At 72.5% G+C, this 24,124-nt stretch carries 23 protein-coding genes and 1 pseudogene; 15 read left to right on the plus strand and 9 right to left on the minus strand.

What is annotated here, in order from left to right; all coding sequences use genetic code 11:
• Position 1: 1 nt before the first annotated feature.
• The 3 genes from kdpF to SNE206_RS32735 form a co-directional block, all read right to left on the minus strand.
• The gene (gene kdpF / locus SNE206_RS32725; protein WP_407917166.1) at positions 2-91 is read right to left on the minus strand and encodes a K(+)-transporting ATPase subunit F; all 90 of its coding nucleotides are present in this window, start codon (positions 89-91) and stop codon (positions 2-4) included.
• Between the two features lie 377 nt (positions 92-468).
• A complete protein-coding gene (locus SNE206_RS32730; RefSeq protein ID WP_407917167.1) occupies positions 469-894 on the minus strand; it encodes a hypothetical protein in 426 nt (141 codons plus the stop codon).
• Between the two features lie 13 nt (positions 895-907).
• Complete coding sequence (locus tag SNE206_RS32735) at positions 908-1,444, minus strand: universal stress protein (protein WP_407917168.1); 537 nt, start codon at positions 1,442-1,444, stop codon at positions 908-910.
• Between the two features lie 309 nt (positions 1,445-1,753).
• On the opposite strand from SNE206_RS32735, the gene SNE206_RS32740 reads away from it, so the two are divergent.
• The 8 genes from SNE206_RS32740 to SNE206_RS32775 all read left to right on the plus strand — a co-directional run bounded on the left by SNE206_RS32740 (position 1,754) and on the right by SNE206_RS32775 (position 9,942).
• Complete coding sequence (locus SNE206_RS32740) at positions 1,754-2,095, plus strand: SAV_915 family protein (protein ID WP_407917169.1); 342 nt, start codon at positions 1,754-1,756, stop codon at positions 2,093-2,095.
• Positions 2,096-2,202: 107 nt separating this feature from the next.
• Positions 2,203-2,523 carry a hypothetical protein gene (locus tag SNE206_RS32745; protein WP_407917170.1) on the plus strand — a complete coding sequence of 107 codons (321 nt, stop codon included), beginning with the start codon at positions 2,203-2,205 and terminating at the stop codon, positions 2,521-2,523.
• Positions 2,520-3,866: a diaminopimelate decarboxylase gene (lysA, locus tag SNE206_RS32750; protein ID WP_407917171.1), complete on the plus strand. Its 1,347-nt coding sequence runs from the start codon at positions 2,520-2,522 to the stop codon at positions 3,864-3,866. The genes SNE206_RS32745 and lysA overlap by 4 nt, the downstream gene beginning before the upstream one ends.
• 335 nt (positions 3,867-4,201) lie before the next feature.
• Entirely contained in the window at positions 4,202-5,470 is a 1,269-nt protein-coding gene (locus SNE206_RS32755) for a hypothetical protein (RefSeq protein WP_407917172.1), read from the plus strand.
• A 254-nt stretch (positions 5,471-5,724) separates the two neighbouring features.
• The gene (gene tap / locus SNE206_RS32760; RefSeq protein WP_407917173.1) at positions 5,725-8,193 is read left to right on the plus strand and encodes a telomere-associated protein Tap; all 2,469 of its coding nucleotides are present in this window, start codon (positions 5,725-5,727) and stop codon (positions 8,191-8,193) included.
• Positions 8,194-8,303: 110 nt separating this feature from the next.
• A complete protein-coding gene (gene tpg / locus SNE206_RS32765; protein ID WP_407917174.1) occupies positions 8,304-8,855 on the plus strand; it encodes a telomere-protecting terminal protein Tpg in 552 nt (183 codons plus the stop codon).
• Between the two features lie 518 nt (positions 8,856-9,373).
• Positions 9,374-9,685, plus strand: a complete 312-nt coding sequence (locus tag SNE206_RS32770) for a DUF6247 family protein (RefSeq protein WP_407917175.1) — start codon at positions 9,374-9,376, stop codon at positions 9,683-9,685.
• Complete coding sequence (locus tag SNE206_RS32775; RefSeq protein WP_407917176.1) at positions 9,682-9,942, plus strand: hypothetical protein; 261 nt, start codon at positions 9,682-9,684, stop codon at positions 9,940-9,942. The genes SNE206_RS32770 and SNE206_RS32775 overlap by 4 nt, the downstream gene beginning before the upstream one ends.
• 279 nt (positions 9,943-10,221) lie before the next feature.
• On the opposite strand, the gene SNE206_RS32780 is transcribed toward SNE206_RS32775, so the two are convergent.
• Positions 10,222-10,779: a hypothetical protein gene (locus tag SNE206_RS32780; protein ID WP_407917177.1), complete on the minus strand. Its 558-nt coding sequence runs from the start codon at positions 10,777-10,779 to the stop codon at positions 10,222-10,224.
• Between the two features lie 358 nt (positions 10,780-11,137).
• Here SNE206_RS32780 and SNE206_RS32785 point away from each other — a divergent pair, with 358 nt between their 5' ends.
• Entirely contained in the window at positions 11,138-11,575 is a 438-nt protein-coding gene (locus tag SNE206_RS32785) for an SCO4402 family protein (protein ID WP_407917178.1), read from the plus strand.
• 371 nt (positions 11,576-11,946) lie between these two features.
• On the opposite strand, the gene SNE206_RS32790 is transcribed toward SNE206_RS32785, so the two are convergent.
• Positions 11,947-12,105, minus strand: a complete 159-nt coding sequence (locus tag SNE206_RS32790; protein WP_407917179.1) for a hypothetical protein — start codon at positions 12,103-12,105, stop codon at positions 11,947-11,949.
• 386 nt (positions 12,106-12,491) lie between these two features.
• The gene (locus SNE206_RS32795) at positions 12,492-13,022 is read right to left on the minus strand and encodes an RICIN domain-containing protein (protein ID WP_407917180.1); all 531 of its coding nucleotides are present in this window, start codon (positions 13,020-13,022) and stop codon (positions 12,492-12,494) included.
• Positions 13,023-14,082: 1,060 nt separating this feature from the next.
• On the opposite strand from SNE206_RS32795, the gene SNE206_RS32800 reads away from it, so the two are divergent.
• A complete protein-coding gene (locus tag SNE206_RS32800) occupies positions 14,083-14,589 on the plus strand; it encodes a hypothetical protein (protein ID WP_407917181.1) in 507 nt (168 codons plus the stop codon).
• 768 nt (positions 14,590-15,357) lie between these two features.
• Here the strand turns inward: SNE206_RS32800 and SNE206_RS32805 are convergent.
• A complete protein-coding gene (locus SNE206_RS32805; RefSeq protein WP_407917182.1) occupies positions 15,358-15,666 on the minus strand; it encodes a hypothetical protein in 309 nt (102 codons plus the stop codon).
• 197 nt (positions 15,667-15,863) lie between these two features.
• Positions 15,864-16,124: a VOC family protein gene (locus SNE206_RS32810; protein ID WP_407917183.1), complete on the minus strand. Its 261-nt coding sequence runs from the start codon at positions 16,122-16,124 to the stop codon at positions 15,864-15,866.
• Positions 16,125-16,516: 392 nt separating this feature from the next.
• On the opposite strand from SNE206_RS32810, the gene SNE206_RS32815 reads away from it, so the two are divergent.
• The gene (locus SNE206_RS32815) at positions 16,517-19,291 is read left to right on the plus strand and encodes a PKD domain-containing protein (RefSeq protein WP_407917184.1); all 2,775 of its coding nucleotides are present in this window, start codon (positions 16,517-16,519) and stop codon (positions 19,289-19,291) included.
• A 628-nt stretch (positions 19,292-19,919) separates the two neighbouring features.
• Here the strand turns inward: SNE206_RS32815 and SNE206_RS32820 are convergent.
• A complete protein-coding gene (locus tag SNE206_RS32820; protein WP_407917185.1) occupies positions 19,920-20,657 on the minus strand; it encodes a peptidase inhibitor family I36 protein in 738 nt (245 codons plus the stop codon).
• Positions 20,658-21,421: 764 nt separating this feature from the next.
• On the opposite strand from SNE206_RS32820, the gene SNE206_RS32825 reads away from it, so the two are divergent.
• The 4 genes and pseudogenes from SNE206_RS32825 to SNE206_RS32840 form a co-directional block, all read left to right on the plus strand.
• Positions 21,422-21,838 carry a hypothetical protein gene (locus SNE206_RS32825; RefSeq protein WP_407917186.1) on the plus strand — a complete coding sequence of 139 codons (417 nt, stop codon included), beginning with the start codon at positions 21,422-21,424 and terminating at the stop codon, positions 21,836-21,838.
• Positions 21,839-21,978: 140 nt separating this feature from the next.
• Positions 21,979-22,944 (plus strand): hypothetical protein, encoded by a 966-nt coding sequence (locus SNE206_RS32830; RefSeq protein WP_407917187.1) that lies wholly within the window; start codon positions 21,979-21,981, stop codon positions 22,942-22,944.
• A gap of 448 nt (positions 22,945-23,392) precedes the next feature.
• Entirely contained in the window at positions 23,393-23,515 is a 123-nt protein-coding gene (locus tag SNE206_RS32835; protein WP_407917188.1) for a hypothetical protein, read from the plus strand.
• Between the two features lie 322 nt (positions 23,516-23,837).
• Positions 23,838-24,124: pseudogene (locus SNE206_RS32840) on the plus strand (hypothetical protein); the annotation flags it as partial.

Raw genomic sequence — 24,124 nt, forward strand, 5'->3', positions numbered from 1 at the left:
GTCAGAACTTCTCCGGGTAGATGATGGCCAGGACGAGGTAGCCGACGAGGCCGGCGGCCACCAGGAGGCCGATGAGGTTGTCCGCACTCACAGCTTCTCCACCCCCCGCGCGATCAGGGCGATGACGGCGAACACGGCGACCGTGACACCGACGAAGAGCAGGTCTGACATGGGTTCCACCCGAAGGGGTTCAGTGCCTGGCCGCGGGCGGCTCCGAAGGGCCCCCGCGGCGCCGGCGGGAGGCCGGCAGATGAAGCCAAGCAGCGGATCCGGGCGTTTCCGGCGGCCCTGACGCTCTCCATACGGCCGCCCCGGGAACTTTGACGCCGCCTTGACGCCGGCAGTCCTTCCACCGGAAGCACGGGCCGGCCGGAAACGGGGCCTGCCCCGGACAGCACGGCTGTCCGGGGCAGGCCTGCGACGCCCACCTGCCCGATCAGGGCCGTTCGGGTTCCCGTTGATGTGGCGTTAGGGATGCCGGGCGGCGGACGGCTGCGGGAGGCGGCGGCCGCCGGTGCGCACCCTGCGGCGGGGCAGCATCCCGGGCAGGGCACCCATCAGCGCGCCGAGGGTGAACAGCGCGAGATGTGCGCTCTCCACGCCCGTCCCGCCCCGACCGAGCTCGGCGTGGCGGTGCTCGGCGAAGCCGTTGTGGAACAGCCAGGCCGCACCCGCGATCAGCAGTGCCGCGCGCGGCCGAGAGAAGGCGCCGAGCCCGCAGCTCGTCGCGGTGTACGCGGCCAGGGCTAACCAGGTCGGCCGCAGCTCGCCGAGGCAGGCCAGGGCGAGGGCCGCCGCTGCCAGCAGGGCCAGGGCGCCGGACATCGCCACCGGCAAGCGGTCGGCCTCGGGCCGGAAGACGCGGCCACCCGGCCGGGCGGAGTACATGCGCACGGGTACGGCCTCCTCAACGCGTCGGGGCCGTCTCGGCCGGGAGGTGCCACAGGTTGCGGCGGCGCAGGGTCTCCAGGTCGCGCTGCAGCGCGGGCACGGGTACGGCGAGCACCGGGCAGGTCGCGTGCCGGACGCAGTACGCCGCGGCCGAGGGACGCAGGCCCCGGTGCAGCCAGCCGCCTCCGGCTCCGACGACCAGCAGGTCTTCGGGGCGGTGGGCGGTGCGGACGAGTGCGGTGCCGGGCTCGCCCCGGACGGTCAGCGCCCGCAGCGGCACGCCCGGGTCGGCCCCGCCGAAGGCCTCGTCGAGCGCGGTGCGCAGCCGTTCGTCGGCCGCCTCGCGCACGGCGTCGAGAAGGGGAGGACAGGGCGAGCGCCGGTAGCCGAACTCGCCGCCCGGCGGCTCCCACACCAGGACGGCCACCACTTCGGCGTCGATGCGCCGGGCCTCGGCCACCGCCCGGTGCAGTGCCGCGAGGCTGCCGAGCGATCCGCTCACTCCCGCCATGACCCGGCAGCGCGGGCCCTCGTCCGGGTGGCTGTCGTCCATGTCCGATCCTCCGTCTCGCTGGTGCAGGTGCTCCCAGCAAAGCGGCCGGTCGCCGGGGAGGAGCCGGTCATTGACACGATCCTGATGCCGCGGGGCCCGATCCGAACGTGCCCTTGACGGCACCGGGGTGCGTGCCTCCGATCGGCTGGGGAGGGGCCGCGTCAGGGGTTCGTCAAGGCCGGCCCCGCGACAGTCAACGAAGCGTCAGGAACGGCGCTCGCCTCGCATGCGAGTGCCTGGCGTCGGAGATGTTCCCACCGGGTCGACGTGGACCCGCACTGCTTCCACCCAGCCCCCGGAGCGCACCCCATGACCCGTACCGACCCCGCCCCCGCGGCGCCCGAAGAACCCCGGCACCACCTGCACGTCCCGGTCCGAGCCGTGAGCGGCGCCTACGCGCTGCGGCTGTTCAAGCAGCGGGACGGGATCCGCTGCGCGGTCGCCTTCACCTCCCGCGCGGCGCTGACCGCACTGCTCGGGCCGGCCCAGCACTCCGTCGAACTGGCGGAGCCCGCACTGCGCGCCCTGGCGGCCCCGCTCGGCGCCGTCGCCCTGGTCGTCGACCCGCAGATGGTCGCGGCCCCGGTCGTCGGGCCGATCGCGCCGGTTCCCGCATCGCCGCAGTTGCCGGCGCTGCTGCACCGGTCGTGACCGTCCGCCCTGTCGCACCCGCACCCGGCCGACCGGACATGCATCCACCGCGAGGCGGGACCGCCGTCCACGCCGGGACAAGCCCGCCCCGGACCGACCGCCGCCTGTTGGCCGTCGCGCGCATCGTCCACGGGCCGCTGCCGATGGACTTCGAGCAGTTGGCCGCCCGGATCCCCGCCGTGCAGTGGGGGCTCGCCCTCGCCGGCGACGCAGACCTGGAACTCCACCTCGCCTGCACCGACCGGCACGAGCTGCGTGCCGTCACCTCCGCACTGCGCCGAGCCGGCGCCGCCAGGGTTCAGGTCGAACTGGTCCTGCGGCACCTCGGGCCCGTCACTGCAACCGATCCCACCGCCACCGATTCCGCCGTCACCGATCCCACCGCCACCGATCCCGCTGCCGCACCGGCAAGGAGCACCACCCCATGAGCCTCACCCCCGTCCGCCCCTGCCTCTACACCGACCAGCCCGACCCGGCGGTCGGCGACCCGTGGCCGGCCTCCGCCCGGTCGACCGCCGGGGACGTCACCGTCGCAGGCGTCGGCCTCGCCGAGGCCGCCGACCGCTTCGGCACACCGCTGTACGTCCTCGACGAGGACGAGTTCCGCTCCCGCTGCCGCGCCTACCGCACGGCCCTGCCGGCGGCCGAGGTGCTCTACGCCGCCAAGGCGTTCCTGTGCAGCGCCGTCACCCGCTGGGCCGCCGAGGAGGGCCTGGGCCTCGACGTCTGCTCCGAGGGCGAACTGCGCCTCGCCGCGGCCGCCGGCTTCCCGCCCGAACGGATCGTCCTGCACGGCAACGCCAAGAGCCCCGCCGAGTTGCGCCTGGCCCGGCGCCTGCGGGTGGGACGGATCGTCGTCGACGACCTCGCCGAGATCCCCCGCATCGCCGCGCTGACCAGCCCGACCGCTCCGCAGCGCGTCCTCCTGCGGGTGGTGCCCGGGGTGGCCGCGGGCCACCACGAGGCCGTCCGCACCGGCGTCACCGGGCAGAAGTTCGGCCTCGCAGTCGACGACGGGGAAGCCCTCGACGCCGTCCGGCGCATCCTCGCCCAGCCCGGCCTGGTCCTGAGCGGGCTGCACTGCCACCTCGGCTCCCAGATCACCACCGTCGAGCCCTACCTCACCGCGGTCGACCGGATGGCCGGACTGCTCGCCGCCGTCCGCGACGAGCACGGCCTGCACCTGCCCGAACTCGACCTCGGCGGCGGACACGCGGTGCCCTACGTCCCCGGCGACGAGGCGCTGGACCTCGACGAGTTCGCCGCCCTCGTCCCCGTGCGCCTGGCCGACGCCTGCAAGCGCCGCCGACTGGACACACCGCGCCTGCTGATCGAGCCGGGGCGCGCGATCGCCGCTCCCGCCGGCGTCGCGGTTTACCGGGTGCTGGCGGTCAAGCACACAAGCGGTGGCCGGATCTTCGCCGCCGTCGACGGCGGCATGAGCGACAACCCGCGCCCGGCCCTGTACGGCGCGCGGTACTCCGTCCGCCTGGTCGGACGGGACTCCACCGCCGCCAACCGGGAGGTCGACGTGGTCGGCCGCCACTGCGAGGCCGGCGACATCCTGGTCCGCGGCGCCCGGCTGTCGGCCGATCTGCGGGCCGGCGACCTGCTGGCCGTCCCCGCCTCCGGCGCGTACCAGCTCTCCATGGCCTCCGGCTACAACCTCGTGGGCCGCCCGGCCGTCGCCGCCGTCCGCGACGGCCGGGCCCGGCTGCTGATCCGCCGCGAGAGCGTCGAGGACCTCCTCGCCCGCGAGGTCGACCGCTGAGCCGCACCTGCCGCAGGTGCCCGGCACCGGTGGCCCGTCCCGAGCACCTCGTCACGGCGGCCATGCCAGAACGCGCCCACGCGGCCTGCGACGTCCTGGTGGTGTCCCCGGCCGAACTCCTGACAGGCACCGAACCTGTCGGGAGCGGCGGTACTCCCGTCCCCTTCCTCGGCGGGCACGGCCGAGCCCCGCGGCCCGCCGCCGGGCCCGAAGGCTGACGGCCTCCGCCATCGGTCGTTTCGCACCAGCAGTCCTCGCTGTCGTCAACTCCTGTGAGACGTCCCTCGGCGGGCCCGCGCAAGAGCCTGACGCCGCCTACTGGGAGGATCTCCGGCATGACCTCCCCGCTCCGCGTCCTCCATGTCCTCGGCGAGCGCCCGTTCGCCGAGGTCGGTCGGCCCGTCCTCGCCGTGTTCGACGAGGGGCGCGGCCTGATCGCCGTCGCGGGCGAGCGCGGGTTCGCCGGGATGGCGACAGTGGGGGTGTACGGCACGGGGGACCTCGCCTGCCGGGCCGTTCTCCGCACGCGCTTCCCGGTGCACGCCCTGGCCTTCCACCCCACGGTGCCCCTGCTTGCCGTCGGCGCCGGAAAGTACGACGGCGGCTACTTCTTCGAGGGCGAGCTGCTCCTGCTCGACTGGGAAACGGGCTCCGCCACCTCCCTCCTGGAGCACGACTCCGGCCGCCAGGTCCTCGCGCTGACCTGGCTCGACGAGCAGGCCCTGCGCGTGCTGACGGCACCGCCCGACGACTGGAAGAACGACCGGAGGGCCCACGTCGAGGGCCACGTCGCCGTGGTGCGGCGGCCCGACTGGCGCGCCGCCGCACCGCGTTCGCTCACCGCTGCCGAACTGGCCGGCCCCCGGGTGCCCGCCCCGCGCCCCGACGGGCGGGACGGGGCCCACCGGGCGCTCTCCGCGCTGAGCCCGCACTGGGAACCCCGGCGGCACGTCCTCGCCGTCGAGGAGATTTCGGACGCCGGAGTCCTGGCCACCCTCCACCGGGAGGAGGACGATCCGGAGCAGCCCCTGCGCACCGCTCTCGCCGACGGCCTGCTGATCCAGCACCGGACCACCACGTACGTCGACCGGCACGAGCGCCTGCGGATCCGGCACGGAAGCCGGGACTACGTCAACAAGGTGTCACGGAAACGGCACTGGCTCTCGGTGCCCTCCCGGAAGGGGCCGGGTGTCCAGCCCCTGTTCCCGTTCTCCTGGGAGCCCGGACAGACGCACTTCCCGGGCCCGGGCGTGGAGACCGACGACGGCGACCTGGTGCACGCCGGTACCGTCTACAGCGGCCACGGACTGCAGCCCGGCGGCTCCTTCGTCGTCCGCCGCACGATCACCGACGGCGCGCCCCGCTGGATTTTCCGGACCGACCATGTCGCCACCGACCTCGACACCGAGGCGGACACCGTCCACCTCGCCTACCGCAACGGCGAGCTCCTGGCCCTCGACCTCCACGACGGCTCCCCCCGTTGGCGCCACCGGCTGACCGTCTCCGGTGTCCCCGTCGTCCCGACTGCGCTCACCGCCACCGGGCCCGGCCGCCTGCTCATCGGCACGGCCGACGGCCGGATCCTGGACTGCGCGACCACGTGACCACTGCACCGGTCGTGGCGCACCGCCGGCAGTGCTTCGTCATGGGGAAGGCCGGCCGGGCCGGCAGGTGCTGGTCAGCGCTGCCGATGGCAGCCCACGAGAGCGAGGTTCCGGTGTGCGGTCGAACCTCGCCGGGAGGGTCGACCCGGCGACGGCCGGAGCGTGGTCATGCGGATGGCCGAGGCCTTCGAATGTGCGTTTCGGATGTGTGGTTTGAGGTTACACTCGCGCTATGGTGGGGGTGGAGGTGGCCTGTGTCCGATGACCTGTTCGCTTCGGTGGACGCGCTGCTCGCGCGGCCCAAGCCGGAGGACGATCTGCCGGTGCCCGCGGAGCGGGAGCGGCTGCGCAAGCTCGCCGACCTGACGCAGGAGGACCTGGCGAAGGCGCTGCGGGCCCGCCGGGAGACGATCGTGCGCTGGGAGGCGGGGACGACGGAGCCGCGTCCGCCCAAGCGTGAGGCCTACATCCGGTTCCTGGCCACGCTGGCGCTGCGCCACGGCACGGTGGATCCCACCGCGTGGCTGCGCCGGGCCCGGGAGGCGGGCCTGGTGCCCGCCGAGGCGCAGGCCCCGGCCGGGACCGGGCCGGAGCCGACCGCCGCCGCACCGGTGACCGCGCCGAGCGTGCTGCCGACGCCGACGCCGACGCCGGGGGCAGGGGCAGGGGCGGGAGCGGAGCTGGTGACGCTGGACCAGAGTCCGGCCGGTGAGCTGGTCATGGCCGAGCCTGCGGCGTGTGTGCGGTGCGGGCGTCCGACGCCGTTCCGGGCGGGAGGACGGCCGATGCACGGCGGTGGCTGGTGCAGCCCCGCGCCGGTTTCTGCCGCTACCGCTCCGGCGGGGCCGGTCACGGCATCGACGCCGGCCGCCACGACCGCCCCGGCCGCACCCCGGCCGGTGTCCCCGCCCGCCGAGACCCGCGGTGCGGCACCGTCGCGCTCGGGTGTCCCGGCGCGGGCCCGCAAGGCCGCTCCGGCGACCGCGAAAGCAACGAAGGCGGCGAAGGCGTCCGTGGTGCCGGAGTGGCAGCAGGCGGCCGCCGCCCGCTTCCCGGCCGGGCCGCTCGCCGTGGTGGACGTCGCCGCCACGGGTAAGCACCTGGCCGCGCACCTGACCGACGGCCAGGTCATGGAGGTTCCGGCCAGGACACTGTCCGCACTGACCGAATGGACGCTTACCGCCGGCCTCGGCTCGCCGCGCCTTCACCAGTGGGGCCGCGACGGCGATCCGCTGGTCGTCCTCACCGACGCGGCCGCCACCGAACTCGGCCTGCCCCCGACGGGCACGGACGAGAAGACCACCTACGCGCCCCGCACCGGGCGCCTGCCCGACACCCACCGCGTGGTGAAAGCCCTGACCAAGGACGGCTGGCAGCTCACCCGCCGCGGCTTCGGCCCCTGGGCCCGCGTCTACCGCACCCCCGACGGCGCCCGCCGCGAATGCGTCCAGTACTGCGTGCCGATGTGGGGGGCGCTGACCAGCTCCGGCTGGCACGTCCCCGACCACCTGGACGCGGTCGGCCTGCTGCGCCTGCTCGCCACCTACGCCGACACCGTCATCACCCCCCGCGGCTCCACCGCCGTCTCCGGCCTCGAACTCATGACCGCGCTGCGCCCGCCCACCAAGCCGGTGCGCGGTGAGAGCGGCGGCTGGACGTCCGCCCCGGTCCCGGGCTCCCTGCACGCGGCGGTCGACGCCGCGCCGCCGGAGGTCCCGGACGTCCACCCGCTCGCCCAGGGCCGGGGGAGCGGGCCCGAGGAGGTGCTGACGGAGGAGGCGTGGGACTGGTGGCGCCCCCTCACCGACGCCGAGGCGGTGCTGCCGTGGGCGGTCGGGGTGGACGTCAACACCGCGTTCCTCTCCGCCGCGGGCCGCCTGACCGTCGGCCTGTCCGAGCCCGTCCACGAGCTCAACCCGGTGTTCGACAAGAAGCTGCCCGGCTCCTGGCTCGTCGACCTCTCCCACATCGACCTCGACGAGCGACTCCCCTCGCCGTTCACCCCGGACGGCACCCGCCCCACCGGACCGGCCTGGTACGCCACCCCCACCGTCGCCTACGCCACCGAACTCGGCGCCCGCGTCCAGCCACTGGAGGGCTGGCTGCGCCACGAGAGCGGCCCGTACCTCGACCCCTGGCACGATCGCCTCACCACCGCCTACAAGACGGCCATGGCCCGCCTCGGCGTCCCGACCGACCTCGCCGAGCGCGACCTCACCGCGTTCCTGCAGGCGATGGCCGCGCTCAAGGACGGTGACCCGGTCGACCTGGCCGTCCTCGCCGCCGTCAAGGCCACCGCCAAGGGCGGCATCGGCAAACTCCGCGAACGCCCCCGCGGCCACGGCTACCGCCCCGGCCGGCCCTGGCCGGCCCTGGAACGCCCCACCTGGCGCCCCGACATCCGCGCCGCCGTCATCGCCACCGCCCGCGTCAACTTCCACCGCAAACTCCTCAGGACCGCCCAGCTCACCGGCCGCCACCCCATCGCCGTCCTCTCCGACTGCGCCCTCTACCCCGCCCTCGGCCCCACCGCCCTCGACGTGATCCCGCTGGGCCCCGACGGCCGCCAGGTCCCCGGCACACTGCGCCTGGGCGTGGCGCCGGGAATGGTCAAGTTCGAGGGCGCCCGCCCGCTCGCCGAGATCGCCGACCTGTTGGCCGACGACGTGAACCCCGCCCGGTACATCAAGGCCGGCGGCACCGCACCCGCCCACGACGAGTAGCACCCACCCGCGGCCGGGCCCGCCACGGGCCCCGGCCTCGCCACCAGGCACACCAAGCACACTCAGACACGGGCGGCACCGCCGCCGGACACCGGACAGGGAGCACCACCGTGGGGGAGATCGACGACGGCCTGGAGCGCGTCATGCAGACCCGCCCCATCCCGCAGGGCAACCCCGCCCGGGTGCGGTTCCTGGTCAAGGCCGCCAAGGGCTCCACCAAGCAGGTCGCCCAGGACCTCGGCGTCTCCCGGCGCACCGTCCAGCGCTGGCTCAAGGACACCCGCACCCACCCCAGACCCGACACCGCCCGCGCCATCGAGGACGCCGTCCGCGCCAAATGGCAGCCCCGGGTGAAGGCCCGCATGCGCAAGGCCGCCGAACACAACGGCCTCCAGCTGAGCACCATGGCCCAGTTCGGCTACGCCAGCGCCGCCGGATCCACCGACGACCCGCGCCTGCGCCACCTCAGCCAGCACATCGGCGGCGAGTACGCGCGCCGCCTCTTCGCCGCCCGCGACACCGGCGCCAGCGAACGCCAGCAGGCCGACATCCTCGCCGAAGCCCTCCAGGAGTCCTACTTCAAGGACGGCGGCCGCCGCGCAGCGGGCCTGGCCGTCGAGTTCACCGGCATCCAGTACATCGACTTCGGCATCGACCACTGACCACCCCGCCCCGGGCGGCGCGCCGTGTGAGACCGAGCGCCCGGTTGGCAGGCGAGCGGTCGAGTCGACCGGCTGAGCGAGTGACGTGGAGAAAGGACGGGCTTGTGAAGACGCTCGTGGAAGAGACCGCCGTCGACGCCCTTCACGCCGGGGGAGACGAGACGGTGCGTCTGCTCGCCGTCGCCTGTGCCGAACGGATGGCACCCCTGTTCATCGGTCTGCGGGCGGGCGAGACGGGACGGGAGGACGACCTGGACCTCTACGTGGAGTCGGTCGGCAGCTCTCGGAACGTCGACGCCGGCCTCGTGCGATGCCGGGCCGGGCCCGTTGTTCCCACGGCTGTACCGGCGGCGGGCCGCCCGGGATGTACGGGAAATGTGAGCTGTGCGGTCATTCCCCTCCCTGGCACGGTGCCGCCGCGCACTTCTGCCCGGCCGGAACCGGAGAATCCGCCCGCCCACGCCACTGCGGGCACCGATTGCCGTACCGTGACCGACGACGAAGTGGAGGAGATTCGTATGAGCGCCCAGCCGGAACACCTTCCCGCCCCGCCACCCGCCCCGGCCCCGCGCGCCGCGGCGCAACTGCTCGTCCGTATTCGCGCCGAACGCCCCGAGCGCGCCCAGCGATGGCTGCCGGCCTTCGAGCGGGACTGGGCCAAGGCACTGGAGGACTCCCGCCAGACCTACGACCTCTCCCCGCTGCACGAGGTCGTCCGCACCTGGCAGGTCCGCCTGGACAGCGCACCCGCGGTCGACGCCTTCGTCGCCGCCGGCCTGGACGACGAGGACGGTGTCGACATCGACCAGCTCTTCGGGACGCGTCCGTGAGCGACCACATCTGGCCCGCCCGCCTGTCACCCAAGGCGGTCAAGACCTTCACCGACCTCCCCACGCACGCCCAGCAGCTGGTCCGCGACCTGCTCGACATCGCCGCCCGCACCCCCTGGGGATGGCCGCAGTGGGACGCCACCGATACCGAGGGCGAAGACGTACGCTGCGCCTCGATCGGCCAGCTCAGCCTCGTCTACCTGGTCAACAGCGCGGCGGGGCGGCTCTACGTCATCGACATCGTCTGGCTCGGCTGACCCTGACACAAGGCGGAGCTGTGGGGGAGGGGTTGGCCGTTGCCCGGTGACACACGGCGCATCCAGACAGCAGTGCTGTCAGGCGCCCGGTCCGACGTCCCGCTGATCCTGCCGCTGGAGGCGGTGGGAGGCATGCGGTCGGGGGTACGGGCGAGGGCCCGGGCCGTCGGCCGCCGACGCCTGCATCGGTGCTAGGAGCGCAGGGCCGACCACTTCCTCACCTTCGCCGTAGCCCTCATCTGCCGCCGCCGGCTCGTCCCTGCGGACAGGCTGGAGCGTTCACGGTGAGGCGGCTCCGACGCTGCTGACCCAGACAGGGAAGGACACGATCTCGGGCTCGGCCTCGATCTGCCCGGAGTCTCGTGCCTCGTCCAGGTCCGACAAGGTGATGACCCCGGGGTTGCTGTCAGCCAGGAATCCCCCGACGACTGATCCGAGGTCGTCGGAAGGCACGTAGGCTCCGCCGAACGGCAACTCGTCCGGCGGTACCGAGCCGGTCGAACACCCCAGCTGCCCGGCGACGTCGTCGTGCCACACGTAGAACGTCGCGGTCCCGGGAAAACCCATTTCGCGAATGCGGGCGCGGAGAGCCGAAGCAGTCCGCTCGAAAGCAGCCACCACCTCGGAGACGGACAACGACCTCCTGTCCTCGACCTCCGCACTCAGCCACCAGGTGTTGGTCTCCCACTCCACCCGCCGGTCAGCCGGCTCCAGTACCAGGGGCTCGTCCGCCACTTCGGCGATCCATGTCAGCAGCACCGCAGCAGTATCCCCTGCACAGCTCAAGCCCCACGAACCGCGATGAGCGGCCGTTGTCGTATCGACCTTGGTGAGCATGGGCTCGATCGAAGGCGATCACCGCGCACATGCCGGACATCGCCAAGTGGTTCGACCCGCTGGTGTGGGCCGAGGCCCTGAACGACAGCGGATCCGCCGTCACCCGCCGCTGACCGCGTCCCGGGGCAACCCGGTGCCCGGTGCCGCGTGGCCACGGCCCGGACACTGCAGCCGGTCATGGTGGTGGCGGGTATCCCGGCGTCGTGCCGTTCACCGCGATCCGCCCGCCCGGCCTGGGGCCGGATCGATGTCACCCGCGGGAATCTACCGGGGAGTTGTCCACCGGGCCCGGAGACCGGCCGGGCAGCTGCCTGCCGCCCCCGTCTCCTGCCGGTCACGAGGTCGGTACCCTCGACCTGTGATTGATCACGGCATCGCGCTGCCTTACTACCGCCTGCACGTCGTACCTGCGGTCGTGGCGCTGGCAAGCCCGACCTGGCAACGGGAAGTCTGGCTCGACCCGGATCGGTTCGAGAATCTCGACCACGTGGTGCACGTCCTGTTCGACGACTTCTGCAATGCGGAGGATCCGATGCCCTGGCTGGGGCAAAGCCTGCGCACCGACGAGGAGGTGTCGCTGATGGCGCGCCTCGGCGCCGCCTACGCCAGGGTGCAGGACTTGGTCGGCGCCGGTGCCGGCGACGAGATCTACCTTCGATCGCCGGGCTGGCCCGATGTCGTGGCCACCGCAGCACGACTGGCACAGGTACTGGTCGGCAACGACCACGCCGCCCTCGGCAAGCTGCACGATGCCGGCCACCGCTGGCCGCCGTCCGCCGAATCGCCTGTGCCGTAAGCGTCGTGGCAGCGCACCGGACCATGAACGCCGCCGGACCGGCGTGCTGCCGGGGGCACTGACGCGGGCCGAGGACACCCACCCCACCCACGGCCGGGCAAGGCGACCACCCGGCACACCGCGAGCTGTGCCGGGCCAACCGCCCGGTCCGCTGTGCCGTAGTGGGCCCGGTCCGCTCCGCCGATCCCGCCAGCAACCCGACCATCCCCGGACACCACCCCGGCCGGGCACCGGCGGCGCGTCGTCCTGATCCGAAGAGGCGTGGTCGGCTGCTCCCGGTCGGCGGGGCCGGCCGGATCGCCCCGGTCGGCGGCGGAACGGTCCTCGTCCATGTGGCCAATACCCTGGGGCTGCCCGGTCGTACTGACGTATCACCAGGGTCGGCGCCACCAGCGGCGTGGTGGCCGTTCGTCGTGCTGCTCGGCATGGGCGCGGCGGGCAGCCTCGGCGGCCTGCGGGTCGTCGTACTCATGGGAGATCAGCTCGATCCGCCCGGTGGAGTGGTCGATCCGAATGGTGTCCAGTCCCATCCGGTCGAGGTCGGCGATCTGGGCCGCGTGGGTGACCTGGTGGAGCGCGAGCGCTGCGGATCGAGGTGGCCGTCGCCGTACCCGCGTACGTGCTCCTGACGAAGACGAAGACGGAGCAGTTGCAGGTGCCGTCCCAGTAGTCGTGGATCGTCCCTGCCTGCTGGCCGCCACGGTCGTGGACGGGGCCGGACGAGGCGAAGTTCCCGGAGCACCCGCACCCGCCGGCGTGAGCCGCCGGGGCCGCCACGACCGTGCCGAGGGCGGTGAGGCCGAAAACGGCGAGGGATGCGATGGTCTTCTTTGCGCGCACAGTGGCGAAACGGACATCTCGCGACTGTGCCGAAGCCCTGGAACCGGGTGGTTCACTATTGGCTGGCGGGTCTTCGTCAGCCGGCCAGTGCCTGAATCCACCGCTGGTTTTCGCCGTTGGTGCAGTCCCAAATCCGGGCCGGAGCGCCGTTGTCGACACGCCAGTCGGCGATCTCCAGGCACTTTCCGGTGGTCGACATGGGAGGCATGTAGGAGCTGTTGTAAAAGGCCTGGTTGTTGCCGAAGTTGCACTGCCACTGGTCGACGGTGGCGCCGTTCCAGTTGCTGTTCGCCCCCGCAACCTCCAGGCACGCTCCGCTGTTGACGTTGCGGTAGTAGTACATGTTTTCCTTGCCGGTGGCGGTGTCGAAGACCTTCACCCACTTCTGGTTGGCACCACCGGTGCAGTCCCACTGCCGGACCTGGGCGCCCCAGGCCATGCTCCAGTCGGCAACCTCCAAGCACTTGCCGCTGTACGCGTTCCTGATCGTCACCGTCTTCTCGTCGTAGGTGTAGGCCTGCGCCGGAGATATGGCCGGCCCGATCAGCAGGGCGAAGGCCGCCAGGCCTACAGCAGCCAGGCGGCGGGCGGGAAAGCGAACAGACATGAGCATCTCCATGAAATTCGGCAGGATATACGCTTCTGGCGGTGGGTCACCACCGATACATGACCATTCCGAGGCCAGGTCGCGGAGGCGTGGCGCGTGCAGGACTTTCCCTGGCGCATGGGCGCCTGGCTCGTCGATGCGAACACGTCCTCCCGGGACGCCCGCGCACTCACTCTCACCGGGGCCCCGACGCTCAGGCAGAGGCCGCGGCCAGTGTTGGGCCCGCGCCGCCGATGAGCCCCGTAGCGGCTATCGCCACGGCAGCAGGAGCATTGATCGTCCTTCAGGCAATTGTTGTCACCTTATTTGTGTGGGGCCTCAATGCTTGATGCCCCGTCATGACCTCTCATGAAGGATGTCAGGGCAATTCCTGGACGTGTTGGCGTTGCGTCGACACTTCCTTGGCTTTCCGCCTACGGGTCTGCAGAACCGGACAGTTGCTTGCTGCTCTCCACCGGTCCGGGTACCTCTTGCCGGTGACTGGTGACTGGTGACTGGTGACTGGTGACCGGCTGACCGACGCTCCTGCGGTCCGTGCGTTCCGTCGCCGTGCCGTGTCCCCTCACCGGCGGTACGGCGTGGCACCGGCCTGCCAACCAACCTGGTCCGGGTGTTGACCCGCGCCGCGCCGTAGCCACTCTCGTCCCGGGCAGAGCGCCCTGCCTGGCCGTGTCGCGCCTCACCGCCCGCCGGACTGCGTCGCCGCAGATGGCCCTTACCGCGTTTACGCGCTGGGCCCTGCCCGCTCCCTCGTCCTGCGCTGCGCACTGTCCGGCCCGCTTCTCGACGGGTGCGGCCCGACCGCCTGCGGGGCGTCGGCATCTGCCCTCACCGACCACACTCCCCGCTGCGCCCGGTGAACCTGCTGCAGCGCAACTCCTGGAGACCACCGCCGTGATCCGTTCCGCTCTCGTGCCCGGTCAGGAGGGGCTTGACCCAAGGCCGGTCGACGACATGCTCCGGCCCGGCGAACCGGTGAACCGGCGACCTGGCGGCCCAGCACCAATGCGAAGGCGCCCTGCCAGCGGAGAACCTGCTGCGGGTCTGTACGCTCCCACCCGTGAACGATCTTCGGGTGGGAGCGTCCGTCGTTACGGGCGGACTGGTCTTCGCCACACTCACCGTCGTCGGCGGCTGGTGGGCCCTCAACGGCGGGATCTACGGCTGCACCTCCGCGGACGCGGCACTGCAGGACCCGATGGCCGCCCAGGTCCGGACAGTCGGCACCCCGCAAGGAGCACAGGCCGACGGCGAGTCGTACACCGGCTGCGACGACGACGACCGCTTCGCGTACTTCGGCCAGGGGTACGCCGAGCCCTCCCGGCGGGCGGACGTCGTCGCCTATTACCGGGCGGCCGCTGCCCGCAACGGCTGGCTGCCGGCACCACCCGAGCCGGACGAACCCGACTGGCGCCACGACCCGGTCGGCGAACGGATCGGCCTCTGCTTCACCAAGCAGATCGACGGCGCCACCTCCCATCTCGCCGTGTCCTGGGCATTCGACGGGGAGCAGGGCTACACGGTGGAGGCCCGGGCGAGCCGGAGCGGCGGCTCCTGGTGTCCGTGAGCCCGGTACCGGGGACGGCTGTGGTTCGCCCGCCGGGTGTCGCCCACCTCATGCCGAACAGCCGGGGTCGTACCCGGAAGGCCGTCGACCGGCTCTTCCTCCTGGGCGAACCGACCGGCTGACGGCCGATGGCAGCGGGAGCGGCGCGACAGACTCCCCCCTCGCGCAGGACAGCCGGTCCACGGTACGAGGAAGGGCATGCGGTCCGGTCGTGCACGCCCCCCGCCGCCAGGTCGGCCGGCTCGGCCAACTCCTCGTCGCCAGGCAGCCGCAGTTCCAGACGGGGGGTGGCGACACGCAGCCCCGCGCACCGGTCGAGGCGGCGCCCCGGGTCGGTCGCCGAGTTCCTCGGCCGGGCACTCGGCGCGCTGCTGCCCGCCGGGGAGGGTGCGAAGCGGCTGGACCTGGCGGGGCGGGGCCGGGGTGCGGCGGGCCGACCGCCGACCTGGTGCTGGTGCCGGCGTGGAGCGGGACGATCCGCTGCCGCCGCACCCGTGGTACCCGGTTCAGCCCTCCGGGGAGGCGTTCCGGTACACGCTCGCGCGGATGCCCGCCGTCAGGGAACCGTGGCTGCGGGCGATCTGCGACCGAGGACGCTGACCGGCCGGAGGTAGTGCGGACCCGGACCCGCTGTCCCGGTCGGCTACGTGCCGGATGCGGCCGGTGCAGTGCTGCCGCGGTTGCGGTTCGCGAAGGGCCGCGCCCCGTGGATCTCGGTGAACTCCGCGATCAGCCGGGCCTCCGCCTCGCCCGGGTCCTGTTCGGGCGTCAGCTGCCAGGCGACGAGCAGCGCGTGCGAGTCGGCCGGCTGCCAGATGTAGCGGCCTCCCGGTGTCCGGCCAGCCGGACGGCGCCGTGGCGGCGGTACTCGTCGAGCCGCTTGCGGAGCCCGCGGCGTCCACCGTTGCCCGCCGATGCCTTGCCGACGTACACGATTGCGGCACCGTCCACCCAGGCGGCCTCCAGCATGTCGACCTCCAGCACGTCGGCCGCCATCGATGGGTCACGGCCCTTGAGGCGGCCCGCAGAACTCCGGGACAGGAACACCGGCGCGGGTACGGCCGGGCGGATCACCACGTAGATCCCCGCCCCTGCCGATCACCGCGACCGCCGTCAGCCGCCCGCCGCACCACCGGGCCGTCGATTGGCCCCTCCCGGACCGACCCTTCACCGGGTGATCCCCTCCGGCCCGCTCGTCCGCTGCCCGCTCGTCCGCCGCCCAGCTGTCCGGCTGTCAGCGGTGCCCGCGCTGTGGCTGCGCCGGGCCGGCGTCGTCAGGTGCGTACCCGGAAGCGGAACGGATGCCCGGCCGGATCGAGCACGACCCGTACGTCGGGCTGAGGTTGGCGCGGGGCCACCGTCGCCCCGAGCGCTCGCGCCCGTTGCCCGGCGGCGTCCAGGTCGTCGACCTCGATGTCCAGGTGCATCGTCATCATCTGCTGCTCGCCGGGCGTCGCGGGCCGCACCGGGGGCACGCAGGCGTCCTCGGACTGGAAGGCGAGCCCGGCCCCGCCGTCCGGCGGTCCGATCCGCACCCAGCCGGGCTTCTCGACGACGGTCTCCTATCCGAGCAGCCGCTGGTAGAACCCGGCCGGCCGCTCCGGCTCCGTGGCGTTCAGCACCGTCGAGGTCAACTGCATCCGTCCACCCGCCATCGGGGTCCTCCTTCGTCGTGGTGTCGTCCTTCGTCCGCTCCACCTTCTCTCCCTCCCGACCTGCCCGGCAGCCGGCGGTACTTCGCCCCGATCGTCCGGGTCTGCCCGTGCGGTGGCGGGCCGTTCGGGAGCGGATCGCTGCAGACGAGGGGTACCCCGGTGATCGTGACCGGTACGGCGGGCGCGATGATGTGCCGCACTCTGCCGATCGACCTGGGGGTTGTCCCGTGCCATCTCGCGCTACTTCGGCTGTTGCGGCGATCGGAGTCGTAGTGGGGGCGACGCTGGTCGGCGCTCCCGGTGCCGTGGCTGCCGGGGGCAGCACGATCTACGTCAGCAGCCTGCAGTTCTGCAAGAACACCGGTACCGGCACGCAGACACAGCCGTACTGCAGTCTGCAGACCGCGCTGGACGCGGCAGGTCCCGGGGACACCGTGAGGGTTGCGGCCGGCTACACCTACGAGGCGGTGCGGGTAAGGACGTCGGGGACGGCGTCCGCGCCGATCGTCGTCACGTCCGCGACGGACGACGAACCGGTCGTCAGCTCCACGGCTGCTCAGCCGGCAGTGGAGTTCGACCATGTGCACGACGTCGTGTTCCACAACATCGCCCTCGACGGCAGGGCTCCGCAGCCTGCGGTGACCGTGTCGGGCTCGGCGCGTGTCACGGTGGAGAGCAGTGAGGTCCTGGTCTACGGAGCCACGGGTGTGGCCGTCGACGGTGAGAGCGAAGCCTTCACCTTCCAGAAGAACCACGTGGTGGTGGGCACCCCGACCGCCCTGTCGGTGGATCTGAAGGCGGGAGCACGGGGGACGGTGCTGGCCGGCAACTTGATCCCCAACGGCAGCGCGCCCGCGATCCGGGCCACCGACGCGCCGGACACCGTGGTGGTGGCCAACTCGCTCGGCGACGGTGCGACGTGCGGCACCGCGGTGGAGCTGGCGGGGGCGTCGACCGGAGCGGTGGTGGAGAACAACGTGGTGGCTGGCGGCATGAAGGCGTGCCCTGCCCCGGGCGGCGTGCCCTTCGTCGTCTCGGCCGGCGCGGCCGCCGACATCGTGTGGGACTACAACTCCGTACTGACCGCGTCGCCCGTCGCCCGCTACAGCTGGGCCGGGCAGCCCTACACGACGCCCGAGGCCCTGTACGGCGCCACCGGACACGCGGGCCACGACATGTCGCTGCAGACGACGCCCGCCACGACCACGGCCGAGTGGCAGGCGCTGGTGTTCGACTCCGCGGATGCGAACGCTCCGCACCAGCCACAGCCCGACCGGCTCGGACGTGTACGGGTGGACAACCCCCTCGTCGCGAACACGGGCACCGGGCCCGGCTACGTCGACCGCGGATCTGCCGAGATCCCGGACCCGTTCGCACTCACGGCGGCCCTTTCCTCCGTCAAGGGCCCGGTCGGCTTCACGGAGACGGTCACCCTGACCGAGGTCAACCCCTGGCACAGCAAGGTCGACTCCTACACGTTCGACTTCCTCGACGGCACCGCGCCCGTGGTCACCGACCGGCCCACCGCCTCCCACACCTACACCACCACCGGCACCCGCAGGATCACGGCTCGGGCATCTCTCGCGAACGGCACCACCGCGGTGGTCCAGAGGTTCGTGCAGGTGGTCGACGACGCCCCGCTCGTCCCGGCGCTGACCGCGCGCGTACAGGCGAGTTCGGGTCTCACCGCGCAGGTCGACGGGGGGTCCGGAACGACCAGCAGCTGGAGCATCGCGAGCTACTCCTTCGACTTCGGCGACGGCAGCGCCCTGCAGACCTGGAGCAGTGGCGTCGGCGCCTACACCTACGCCACACCGGGCACCTACACGGTGACGATGACGGTGAAGGACGACGGGGGCCGCAGCGCGACCACGCAGCGCGAGATCACCGTCGGCAGCGCCCTGGTGCCCATCACGCCGGTCCGGTTCCTCGACACCCGGTACGGCACCGGCGCCCCGCAGGGCAAGGTCGGGACCGGTGGCGTGGTCCGGCTGAAGGTCGCCGGTGAGCACGGCATCCCGGCGACCGGCGTCACCGCGGTCACGTTCAACCTCACCGGCGTGGGCGCCACCGCGGCGACCTACGTCACCGCCTACCCGGCCGGCCGGCCCCGCCCGGCCACTTCCAGCCTCAACCTGGTGCCCGGTCAGATCGCGCCGAACCTGGTCACCGTGCCGGTCTCCGCCGACGGCTACGTCGAGCTGCACAACTTCGCGGGAAGCGTCGACCTGGTGGCCGACGTCGAGGGTTACTACACCACCACGGCCGGCGGCACCGGCGTCGGGGCGGGCTTCGTCCAGCCGACCGTGCCGACCCGGATCCTGGACACCCGCACCGGCATCGGCGTGGGCCGCGCGCAGATGCCTATCGGCCCCAACAGCAACGTCACCTTCACCGTGCCGGACGCGGTGAAGCGCTGCGCCACCGCGGTCGTCCTCAGCATCACCGAGACGCAGCCGACGGGGTCGGGCTGGGTGGGTGTCCAGGACCCGGGAACCTCATGGGTTCCCGGGACCTCGGCGCTGAACTTCACTTCCGGGCAGATCACCTCGAACCAGGTGGTCGCGCCCGTCGACTCCCTCGGCAACGTCCACCTGTACAACGCCTTCGGCTGGGTCCACCTCGTCGCCGACCTGCAGGGCTACGTGTCCGACTCCTCCTCCGCGGACTGCGGGACGAAGACGCCGTACTTCCCGCTCGCCCCGGCCCGCGTGCTGGACACCCGCAACGGCACCGGTGCCGCCAAGACCCGGCTCGCGGGCGGCTCGAAGCTCGTCGTCAAGGTGGCCGGCTCCCACGGCGTCCCCGCCGGAGCGAAGGCGGTGCTGGTCAACCTGACCGGCGTCGAACCGACCAGCGGCACCTGGCTGGCCGCCTACCCGGCCGGCACGGCCCGTCCGGGCGTCTCCAACCTCAACCTCGACAAGGGCACCGTCCGCCCGGTCCTGGCCCTGGTGCCTATCGGGGCCGACGGCTCCATCGAGATCTACAACGCCTTCGGCAGCGTCGACGTCGTCGCCGACGTCCAGGGCTACTACCTGGGCTGACGCGGTTGACCCGAACCGCCGCCCCGCCGAACCGGTACCGACCGGCGGTGGGGCGGCGTCGCGTCGGCCGACGGATTTCACCACCGCGTCCGTCCCGGACGACGACCTCCCCCTCTCCCCGGGGCCAGGTCATGGAGGGGGAAGGGCCGCTTCTGCAAGCGACTGCCGGCTACGCAGCGTCGCCCGGTTCGGTGCCGGGCGCGTCGGTCCACGTCCAGCCGTTTCGGGTGGCCGGGCACAGCAGCCGGCCTTCGTGGGCGGGGGGCGGGGTATCTCCCAGCTACTCCCGTGGCGCTCGCCCCTCGCCCCTCGCCATGGGAGGAGCCGTTGCCCGCCGGGAGCGACCCCGGAGGCCGTCAGCACCGGAGCCGATGGTCAGCAGCGGGCTCATGACCGACTCGCAAGCCCGGCACCGCATCACCCACGGATCACAAAAACCCCACTGCTGATGAAGGGCACCACGGAATGCCCCGGTGGACCGGACGATCCAGGCCGCCCGCGACGCCATCACGAGCGACCTGCACCTGCTGTTCCCCCTACTTGCCGACGTCGCTGCCGAAGCCCGCCGACGCGCGGGCCGCCCCGGTGGGGAGCGGCCCGCGGCCGGGTGGTGCGGCGGTGTCTGCGCTCAGCCCAGTTGCTGGGCGTTCAGGCTCGTGAGGTGTTCCTGGGCGGGGCTTTCCTTCGCGTAGAGGACCTGGATGTCGATGGCGAGGTCGGTACCCGGGTCGATGGTGTGTCCGCCGCCCGCAGGGGAGCCGAGCAGGACGCTGCCCTCGGTGCCGTCGCGCAGGATCTGGCCCCAGAAGACGTCGGTGAACCCCTTGTGGAGGGAGGTTCCCTCGGGCAGGTCACCGAATCCGAGCGCCCATTTCACCACGCGTGTCTCGGCGGCGCGCACCGTGATCCGGTAGGAGTAGATCCACTTCTGGGTCTCCCAGTCCTGCCACTTGCTCAGGAAGGCCTGCTCGACGGTCAGGTTCCCCAGGAAGGGGGCTGCCAGCGCGGAGCGGGCCTGGTCGTTCCAGCTGCCGTTCGGACTGTCGGCCATGGCGATCCGCGCGAGGTTCGCGATCGAGGACCTGCGGTCCACCGGCAGCGAATGCCCCTGCTGGTCGGCGGCCGAGAAGAGTGCGTTGTCGTCATCGGTGCGGTTGACGAGGCTGCTCACCCCGTCGGCGCTGTGGTCGAAGCCGTACACGGAGAAGTCGTCGACGGACGTGCCCACCGGGATGGCCAGGATCTTGTCGCCGACCCCCGGGGTCTGGCCGATGTTGAAGTTGACGGCGCGGTAGAGGCAGAAGTTTCCCTCGGGACACGCCTCCTCGCCCTGGCCGTAGATCAGCTGCGCTTGCTCGTCGCTCACCGTGTCTGCCTTCCTGTTTGACGACGTGATGGGCCCGGGCGGGAGGCGGCACCCGCCGAAGTCCCGCGGGCCGTGGCGTGTCGATCGCCGGCCGGCCGGTGTCTGGCGACCCAGGGCGCGGCCGCGGAGACCTTTGGATACTCCGAGTGACACTAGCACTACCATTCGTAGTCGAACGGTTGGCTCGCGTGCCATCACCGGGGAGTCCCGCGGCCGACCGCGGCCGGACGTCACCGGCCCGGGACGTCGAAGTGTCGTGCCGCGCTCCGGCAACTGCCCGGGCGGGCACGTGAGGACCGAGCGCTTCCATGCCGCCCACGAGTACCCGCGCCTCCACCCACCCCGACCAGCAGGATCGCAGTAGGCCCCGTCGGGGCGTCAGACCCGTCCTGGACCCTGCCCGGCGGCGATCCGGCTTTCGCGGTCCGACGCGGGCGAACGGTGGCCGTCCCGGTGGCCGTGCCGGTGACAGGACGCCGCCGCGGTGGCGGCGGAGGCTTCCGAACGTCCTCGATCCGCCGGTTCCTGCGCGGTCCGGGGCCGCCCGCGCCCACGCGGTGGAGCCGCCGGTCGACGGAGTCCCGGTCGACGGAGTCCCCGGTCCCTGGCGGTATCGTCCGGCGCCCACGGTGCGTCCAGCGCCACGGCGGCGCTACCGGGACGATACGGGCCGTCCCAATGATGGAACCGCGGCCGCCCGGGGATCACCGACGGGACCGCTCGGACCGAACGCCGGAGGTGCCGGCGTCGTCAGGAGGAACGAGATGCGCATCAGGAAGCTCGTCGCCGCGGCCGGCGTGGCCGCCGCCGTCGCCACAACCGGCCTGGCCACGGCGGACACCGCCTCGGCGATCAACTACGACTGCAGTGGTGAGAGCCACGCCGTCTGTCTCTACTACAACTCCGGCGCCTACGGCTACGGCGCCTACTTCCAGCAGGGCGGTGACATCCACGATTACGGGGCCTACTGGTTCCAGCCCGGCCTCAACGGCAACAGCGGTGTCGGCAACACGGTGAAGAACCACGCCGCGGCCGTGGACAGCTGGTACGGCGGCAACTTCGTTGTCTACTACAACAGCTGGTACGACTGCAGGTACGCCTGCCAGACCATCCCGGCCTGGAAGACCGTGGATCTCAACAGCGCGCTGAAGAACAACAACGCCTCGGGCGCCTTCCACTGAGCCCCCCGGGTCCGTGTCCGGGCCCTCAGGCCCGTCCGATCCCGGGTGGCTCACGCGGTGGTCCACGGCCGTCCCCACCGGCCCGATGACCACCGCAGGAGCCGATCCACCGAGTCCTCCTCGCGAGAGAGATCCCACTCGTGTCACGACGCCCGCGCCGTACCGCGCTGCTGATCGCCCTGCCGCTCCTGCTGGCCGGTTGCGCGAGCGCAGTTGCGGAGCCGAAGCCCGGCACCGCCTCCCTGCCGCGCACGGACCCCGTTCCCTCGGTCTCCGCCGTGCCGGCGCTCGACTCGGCCAACGACAAGCCGCTGCCCCTCGACGGCTACCTGCTCAATTACGAGCAGCAGACCCAGGTCGAACAGGCGCAGGCCAAGCTGGTCACCGCCTGCATGACCCGGCTCGGGTTCAGCTTCACCTTCCCCGCTTCGCCCAGGGAACTGCGTGGCAGCGACGCTCCCACCACGCGGATCGACGGCCGCTACGGGCCGCAGAACGCCGCGGCGACGGCGACCTGGGGCTACCACCCGGAGGGCGGCGTCCCCGCGGAGAAGATGCAGCCCAAGTCGGCCCCGGCGCCGAAGTCACGGGAGGAGACGATCGCGGCGACCGGCTCCTCGGACCCGAAGCAGCGGTTCGGCCCGGGAGGCCAGCTCGTCAACGGCCGCAAGGTGCCCGACCACGGCTGCTTCGGCGAGGCCAACCAGCGGCTCACCGGCGCCGTGGACGGGCAGATCGGCGACCCGCAGACGGCCATCACCCTCAAGTTCCGCACACTGAGCGAGTCCCAGCAGGACACGCGCACCCAGGCCGCATTCGCCCGGTGGTCGCAGTGCATGAAGGGGAGCGGCTTCGACTACCCGGACCCGGTGGCGGCGATGGGCGACCCGGAGTGGAACAGGACGCCCATGCCCACCCCGCACGAGATCCGGGTGGCCAAGGCGGACGCGGCCTGCCGGCACGAGCACAACGTGGTGGGCATCTGGTACGCGGTGGACCGCGCCTACCAGCAGGAGGCGATCGCCGCCGAGGGGAAGGCGATGGCCGAGGCCAAGGCCGGCCTGGAGACCCAGGTCCGGGCCGCCCGCCAGGTCCTGGCTCCCTGATGAGAGCGCGGTGGTGAACCGTGCTGCAGCTCGATGAGCTGCGGTCTGCTGGTTCACCGGGTGTGGTGGTGGCTGCGTCGGGGCAGCCACCGGACGGTTGGTCGGTCCGTCCGGGAGGTGCGTGGTGCCGTCGGTGATTGCTTTGCCGGAGTGTCGTGAGGCTCGTACGCGCGAAGAGCTCGAGTCCTGGCCGGAGTGTCGTGAGGGATGCGGAGGAGCACGCTGCCGCGGCCCGTCGGCGTGTGGACCATGCGCGTATCGCGCGCGAGGAGGTTCTGCGCGCCGGCCGAGCCGGACGGAGGAGTCGAGCGGATCACCGCCGTCCTGCACCTGACGGAGGCTCAAGTGTGCGAAGCGCCCGACGAAATCCTGCAACTGACGCTCCTGCGGCCCGTGAACGACTCCCATGTGCTGGCGGGCCGTCAGCCCGGAAGTCGGACGGACCAGGATGCTCGCCCACAACCAGAACCAACTGCTCTTCCGCCAGCAGCAATGGGAGAACGCCCGGCCCGCCTCCATCGGAACTCCCTGCTCCAGCGGCGTCGCCGTGAAGACCGACGTCCGATGCTGACCGTTCGGCTCACGGCGAGCGCCGCGGGCCGCGGGCCGCGGGCCGGGTGCCGGGTGCCGGGACAGCTTCGCTGACTGTTCGGCGGGCTCCGAACGGTCATGCCCGTCGAGAAGTACTGGCTCCCGGACCGTCACCCGGAACTCGTGCCGTCGCGGCCCTTCTCCGCAGCGACTGCGTCAGCACCGGTCGCACCGGCCGGCGGTGTTGCTGCTGAGTGCTGCTCCCGTTCGGGAGCTCTCCGTCGTAACCCTGACCCCGCCTGGTGCAGAGCACCGGGACGGGTCGGGGCCTGTCTCTTCATCCAACCGGAAGGAATCACCGCATGGCACCCGTCATCAAGACCCGGAACGCCGCAACCCGGCTGCTCACGGCCGTCGCCGTCCTGAGCGGCCTGGTGCTGGGCGCCGCACAGGCCCACGCCGCGACTCCGTCGCCCCTGACCGAGGCGCCGGCGGCCACCGCTGCCGCGCTGCCCGTGGTGGACATGGAAGCCACCGTCCTGGCCGCGCAGATCGATCCCCGGCGCGCCGACAGCACACAGACCCCGGGCGCCCACGACTCGGTCCTGGCCGTCGAGCAGGCCCTGCAGGCCCGCGGCCTCCTCGACGC

This window comes from Kitasatospora sp. NE20-6, assembly GCF_045862635.1.

What these genes read in the sequence shown, in the direction of transcription:
- SNE206_RS32735 (WP_407917168.1), bottom strand. Translation starts at nt 1,444, where the DNA reads ATGGACGACAGCCACCCGGACGAGGGCCCGCGCTGCCGGGTCATGGCG.
- SNE206_RS32740 (WP_407917169.1), top strand. Translation starts at nt 1,754, where the DNA reads ATGACCCGTACCGACCCCGCCCCCGCGGCGCCCGAAGAACCCCGGCAC.
- lysA (WP_407917171.1), top strand. Translation starts at nt 2,520, where the DNA reads ATGAGCCTCACCCCCGTCCGCCCCTGCCTCTACACCGACCAGCCCGAC.
- SNE206_RS32755 (WP_407917172.1), top strand. Translation starts at nt 4,202, where the DNA reads ATGACCTCCCCGCTCCGCGTCCTCCATGTCCTCGGCGAGCGCCCGTTC.
- SNE206_RS32770 (WP_407917175.1), top strand. Translation starts at nt 9,374, where the DNA reads ATGAGCGCCCAGCCGGAACACCTTCCCGCCCCGCCACCCGCCCCGGCC.
- SNE206_RS32780 (WP_407917177.1), bottom strand. Translation starts at nt 10,779, where the DNA reads ATGCTCACCAAGGTCGATACGACAACGGCCGCTCATCGCGGTTCGTGG.
- SNE206_RS32790 (WP_407917179.1), bottom strand. Translation starts at nt 12,105, where the DNA reads ATGGGACTGGACACCATTCGGATCGACCACTCCACCGGGCGGATCGAG.
- SNE206_RS32795 (WP_407917180.1), bottom strand. Translation starts at nt 13,022, where the DNA reads ATGTCTGTTCGCTTTCCCGCCCGCCGCCTGGCTGCTGTAGGCCTGGCG.
- SNE206_RS32825 (WP_407917186.1), top strand. Translation starts at nt 21,422, where the DNA reads ATGCGCATCAGGAAGCTCGTCGCCGCGGCCGGCGTGGCCGCCGCCGTC.
- SNE206_RS32835 (WP_407917188.1), top strand. Translation starts at nt 23,393, where the DNA reads ATGCTCGCCCACAACCAGAACCAACTGCTCTTCCGCCAGCAGCAATGG.